Below are 5,137 nucleotides of genomic sequence, written 5' to 3'. Positions count from 1 at the left end.
CTCCAAGCTACGAACAGAAACATTGAGCAAGGAAGCCCGTCGCCCTAAAGGATACACCTTCGGATAAGGTTTCCTCGACATGGGCAAGTCTTGCTTTTGTACGTCATACATCAAATTACCAACGCCGGCTTTGTTTAATGTTTTGATTGATTTATTCTTTTCCCTTTTCCTTACCTCAACCCCAAAATTGATTTTGTGTGATTACTTAGATACCAGAAAGTCCAAATGTTCTCCTGGGTGCGATCTCAATTCTTGTTGTGTCCCCTGAAGTGTAGTTTTTCCTTTTTCGAGATAGATAATCCAGTCAGCTAAATTGACTACTGGGGGACGATGGCTAATGAGGATGGTGGTTTTGCCTTGACGATGCCATAGTAGTTTATCGAGAACTTCTGCTTCGCTTATGGGGTCTAATCCTGCGGTGGATTCATCTAAGATTAGAATAGGTGGATCGTTAACTAGGCTACGGGAGAGAGCTAGTCTTTGTCGTTGTCCTCCTGAGAGGTTTGAACCAAATTCGCCTAAGATGGTTTGGTATTTTTCAGGAAGTTTACGAATAAAATCATCTGCACCGGTAATTTTACAAGCTTGCACGATCTGTTCAAAACTGAGATGAGGATTACCCATGCGGAAGTTGGCTAAAATCGAGCGACTCCAAAAATGGGCATCTTGAGGTACTAATAGTACCTGTTGACGTATACAGTCTAGGGGTAAATCTTGAGCATTATAATCACCAAAGCGAATATTACCCGACTCAATAGGATATAAACCTGCGACAATTTTCATTACTGTGCTTTTACCACAGCCAGACTTACCAATCATAGCGATCGCTTTTCCTCCTGGAATGGTTAAAGAAAAGCCCTTTAATAGTTCGATTCGACCAGGATAATAAAAGTTGAGTTGTTCGCAAGTAATATCAACATTATGAGCAATTTTCGCCCAGGGTTTTTGAATATCGTTATTGGTTTCGGGGGTAGCAGTTATAATTTCTTGCAAACGGGTATTAGCTGTACGGGCGCGAATAAAATCAGCCACAACATCAACCATTTCATCAATTAACCCTGTTATATTGCGATTTAGGCTAATAAATGCCAAAAATTGACCGATACTTAATTCTCTTTGAATTACCAGCCAACCTCCTAATCCTAGTAAAATTGTATTGCCAAAATCAGCGACTAATTCGCTAAAGGTACTATTAATAATTCCGATCTGAGTAGTTTTAAACATCAGATTTGCCAAACGACCAAACCGACTTTGAATTTCATCCCAAAATTGAGGTGCAGCACCAGTAGTTTTTAGGGTTAATGCGCCTTTAAAAGCTTCTACTAAGACCCCTTGAGTTTCTGTTTCCAAGACCATCGCCCGACGGGTTTGCTGTTGTAAAAAGGGCTGAAGAGCAATAGTAGAGAGGGTCATTACTACTGCTACTATTAACGCCACAATACTAAGTTGCCAACTGTAAAATAGCATTAGGATTAAGGAAACGATCGCCACTAAAATTGAACTGGGTAAGTTAATTACTACCTCGGAAATGAGACGATTAATTTCTTCAATATCCCGCAGTCGGCTAACTACTTCTCCACTACGGCGGGTTTCGTAATAATTTAAAGGTAAGCGTAAAATCTGTCTGCCAAATTCTAAAATCAAATCTAACTCTACTCTACGGGCAAAGTTAGCAATTAAATTATCTGCCACTAAGGATAAACCACCCCGCAGGAGATACATAATAAATACCGCCATTAAGATTCCCCGCAACAGTCCGATATTGCCTTGAATTAAGACATCATCAGTTAAGATTTGCAGAAAAAAGGGCGAAACTAAGGATAATAAACCAATTAAGCACACACAAACCAAAGCTTCTAGTAAAAGATTGCGATAGGGCAATAATCGCCTTAAAAATTGACCAATTCCCTTAATTTCATCATCCGCTAAAGTATCAAAACGGCTGCGATCTGGTTGTAACAATAAAATTACCCAGTCATTCCAGTATTCTGTTAACTCCTTTAGCTTAAGATAGCGAATTCCTACCGCAGGATCGGCGACAATAAACTGATTATCCTTTTTCCCGTATAAAACCGTCCAGTGTTTACCCCGCCAGTGAATAATTGCAGGTAGCGGTATTTCCGATAAGCGATCGAGAATTTCAGGAGATGCAGCAGCAGATCGCCCATGAAAACCCAACATTTCTGCCCCCCGTCGCAACCCTAGTAAACTAGTACCTAGTTGACCTGTCCCAATTGCTTCACGGGTACGATTTAAAGTAAAGGTACGTCCGTAATATTTGGCAACGGATACTAAACAAGCTGCACCACAATCTTCTTGACTATGCTGTAAAACTAGGGGGTATTTTTTCATAAATTAGGGAAGTGTCAGTAGCAGGTAGTGAGTAAAATATGAATTATGAGGAATTTTTTAAATAGGAAGTTTTTTAAGTAGCAATTAACAATCAACAATCAACCATCAATAATTAACCATTAACCATTAACCATCAACAGACAACACTGAATAGATGTCATCACCGCCATTTAGATAGGGATGTTCTAAATCAATGCCATGCTGAATCAAGGATTGTTGAATTAAATTTATTTTTTCTTTAAGCGCACGCGCACGCGCCAGCTTCGCTGTCCGCACCGCGCCTCGCCTTTGGCGAGATCGCTCTTTTTGCCTATCTATCAATAAAGCTTCTGCAATAATCTGACAACGATGTAAGCCAAATTCTTGAGATTCGTTAATTGGCTCTTCTGCTAATCCTATCCCCGCAGCAAGTCTTTTGGTAAATAAAGGGATTTGGGATTGAAAATGAGATCGCGTTTGCTGGTAAATTTCAGTTAGTATTGCTTGAATTTTGGGATAGTGTTTACGTTCTATTCTCAGGTAAGTAGCATCAAAGCGATAATAATCTTCGGGATTGATTAAGACACTAAATTCAAAGGCTATTTTTTGAATGTTAAACTGTTGGGTTAGGTTTTTCGTAAGAGCGATCGCTCCTTGGGGGTCTACATTAAAGTAGATACTAATGATGGGCGCATCTTCGTTTATTATTCCTGCATCTCCTACCGCTACATAAAATTCTGCTTCTATACGGTTGTGGGGTAAACGAATTGCTACGGTATCTCCTTTGCGGTGAGACTTGGAAGAGGAGAATAAGTGACGTTTGAGATCGATATGCAAAGTTAAGCCGTTTTTTTGGGCTAGGATAAATCCTTGATGGGGATTAGATAAAACATTCCAGTCTGGATCGTCATAACCAACACCACTATTACTACTACTTAACTGTTGATAAAAGTCTATGTTGACACCGCGATGGATGTTATTCTCTAATTCGATAGGGGAATCTGATTCTGATATTTGTTCGTTACTGAAGTAAATTTCATGCAGAAAGTCCCGTAACTGATATTGTAAATAGGTTTCCTGTTGTGACTGGGATAGGTGCGTAAAATAATCTTGTAACTTATCGGGTAAAGCTAAAATTTTGCGATCGCCATAACTCAGAGAATAATCTGGATCAATTTTAATTTTGCTAGCAATATCCTCAATAACTAGATTATAGCGATCGCTTGTAAGTAGTTTATATAATTCTTCTCGATCTTTAAGCCCAGAAAATGTTTCTGTAATTTCTTCTAGTGGTTGTAAATTTTCTGGCAGATCATCGTAATTGAAGGTTGCAGTATTACTCGTTCCTTCCTTATTTAACAGTTCTTCTGTAGTTAAACCAAACACTGTAGGAATAGACTTTTCTGGATGACACAATAATGTCTTAGCCACCTGAAGCATACAGATGGAGATATTACCGAAAGGTTCGTAATAGTGTAATTTTGCCAGAATACTATCGATTAACCCCAAACCTGCAAACTGCATTACTCGAACCAGAAAATCAGGAAATTCGGTTAAAACTTCAGGAAAACACTGACAGTAGCTTTGGAATAGTACCACTAAAGAAGGCTGAATTTGTTCTAAAGGAGTACCTGCTAAGCTAAGTGCCTGTTCTATACTGATGTAACGATTGACAGTGATACTATTGAGCCATAACTTTAAATAACTAGCTACAATCGAACCTAAATCTAAAGCAGGATCGCCCCAACTCCACTTTTCCCAATCAATTAAACGAATGAGAGATGATTGCTTATTTTGTTGAGAATCCAACTCTTGCCAATCAAGATGCAGCAATATATTATTAAACTTCAAATCATCATGAACTAAACAGCAGGGTTCATAAAGCTCTTGAAGACTTGCGATCGCTTGATGTAAATTAGGATCGCGCTGATAGAGTTCATAAAATTTTATGCCATCACTACTAATCAAACCAAATATTTCGGGATAAATTCGCTCTAAATCTTTACTAAAATCGGGAATTCCTTCTGTCTCTCTTTCTGGCTCTAAAAAACTCTCATAATCTTGGTTATCAAAAGTAAGACAATGAAACTTGGCTAAAGTTTCTCCCAAAAATGCTGCAATTTTAGTCGGAAAAATATTGTGTTGAGTATAAAATTCCTCTAAATCGCAGTATTCACTTAAATAATTAAATACCAAAATGGCATTCTTGCGATCAAAATAAGTCGCAGGAGAACATAAAGAACTAAGTTCTTTTAAATCTGAGAAATATCTAATTAACTGATAAAATTGCCACTCATGGCTAAAATCCCCTTTAGTTTCTCCATTGCGATCGTGAGGTTCTTGCTTAACTAAAACCAGTCTTTTTTCTGATAGAGATACTAATAAATTAAAATTTTTACAAATCTTTGATTCAATATTGGTTGTATTTATTTGCTCGTTAATATCTACAATTTTATTTTTCTTAAGAAAATCAACAATATTTTTATTAGAAAGTAATAAATTCATACCCAGAAACAACCATTTTAAATATAACTGAAACTCATAAAACAATAGAAAGAATAACTTTTAAACACACAAAATAAATAAGGTGCATTACAAATTTTATCGTTAAAATATCAAGTTATGATGACAATAATAACTAACGATAAAATGTCTAATATTTTTTTAATTTTTAGCTGAAAAATAAAATTGCTACTACAGATTGAGTACTCATAAAACGTTATTTTCTATAGCAGCAATCACAAATTATTTAGTAGTCGAACAAGTGATTTACTTTTATATTCAGCTCAAACAAATCAACTAAAAA

Annotated in this window: 2 protein-coding genes; both read right to left on the bottom strand. The window is 36.9% G+C overall.

Annotated features, from left to right (window positions below; translation table 11 throughout):
• Positions 1-201: 201 nt before the first annotated feature.
• Entirely contained in the window at positions 202-2,352 is a 2,151-nt protein-coding gene (locus H1P_RS30990) for a peptidase domain-containing ABC transporter (protein WP_144874995.1), read from the bottom strand.
• A 126-nt stretch (positions 2,353-2,478) separates the two neighbouring features.
• Positions 2,479-4,836 carry a T3SS effector HopA1 family protein gene (locus H1P_RS30985; protein ID WP_144874993.1) on the bottom strand — a complete coding sequence of 786 codons (2,358 nt, stop codon included), beginning with the start codon at positions 4,834-4,836 and terminating at the stop codon, positions 2,479-2,481.
• Positions 4,837-5,137 lie beyond the last annotated feature (301 nt).

This window comes from Hyella patelloides LEGE 07179, assembly GCF_900659865.1.
GTDB classification, from domain to species: domain Bacteria; phylum Cyanobacteriota; class Cyanobacteriia; order Cyanobacteriales; family Xenococcaceae; genus Hyella; species Hyella patelloides.
This window is presented reverse-complemented; position numbering and strand designations above follow the sequence as displayed.

Bases quoted from the DNA above. Each gene is read 5' to 3' on its own strand.
- H1P_RS30990 (WP_144874995.1), bottom strand. From the start codon at position 2,352: ATGAAAAAATACCCCCTAGTTTTACAGCATAGTCAAGAAGATTGTGGT.
- H1P_RS30985 (WP_144874993.1), bottom strand. From the start codon at position 4,836: ATGAATTTATTACTTTCTAATAAAAATATTGTTGATTTTCTTAAGAAA.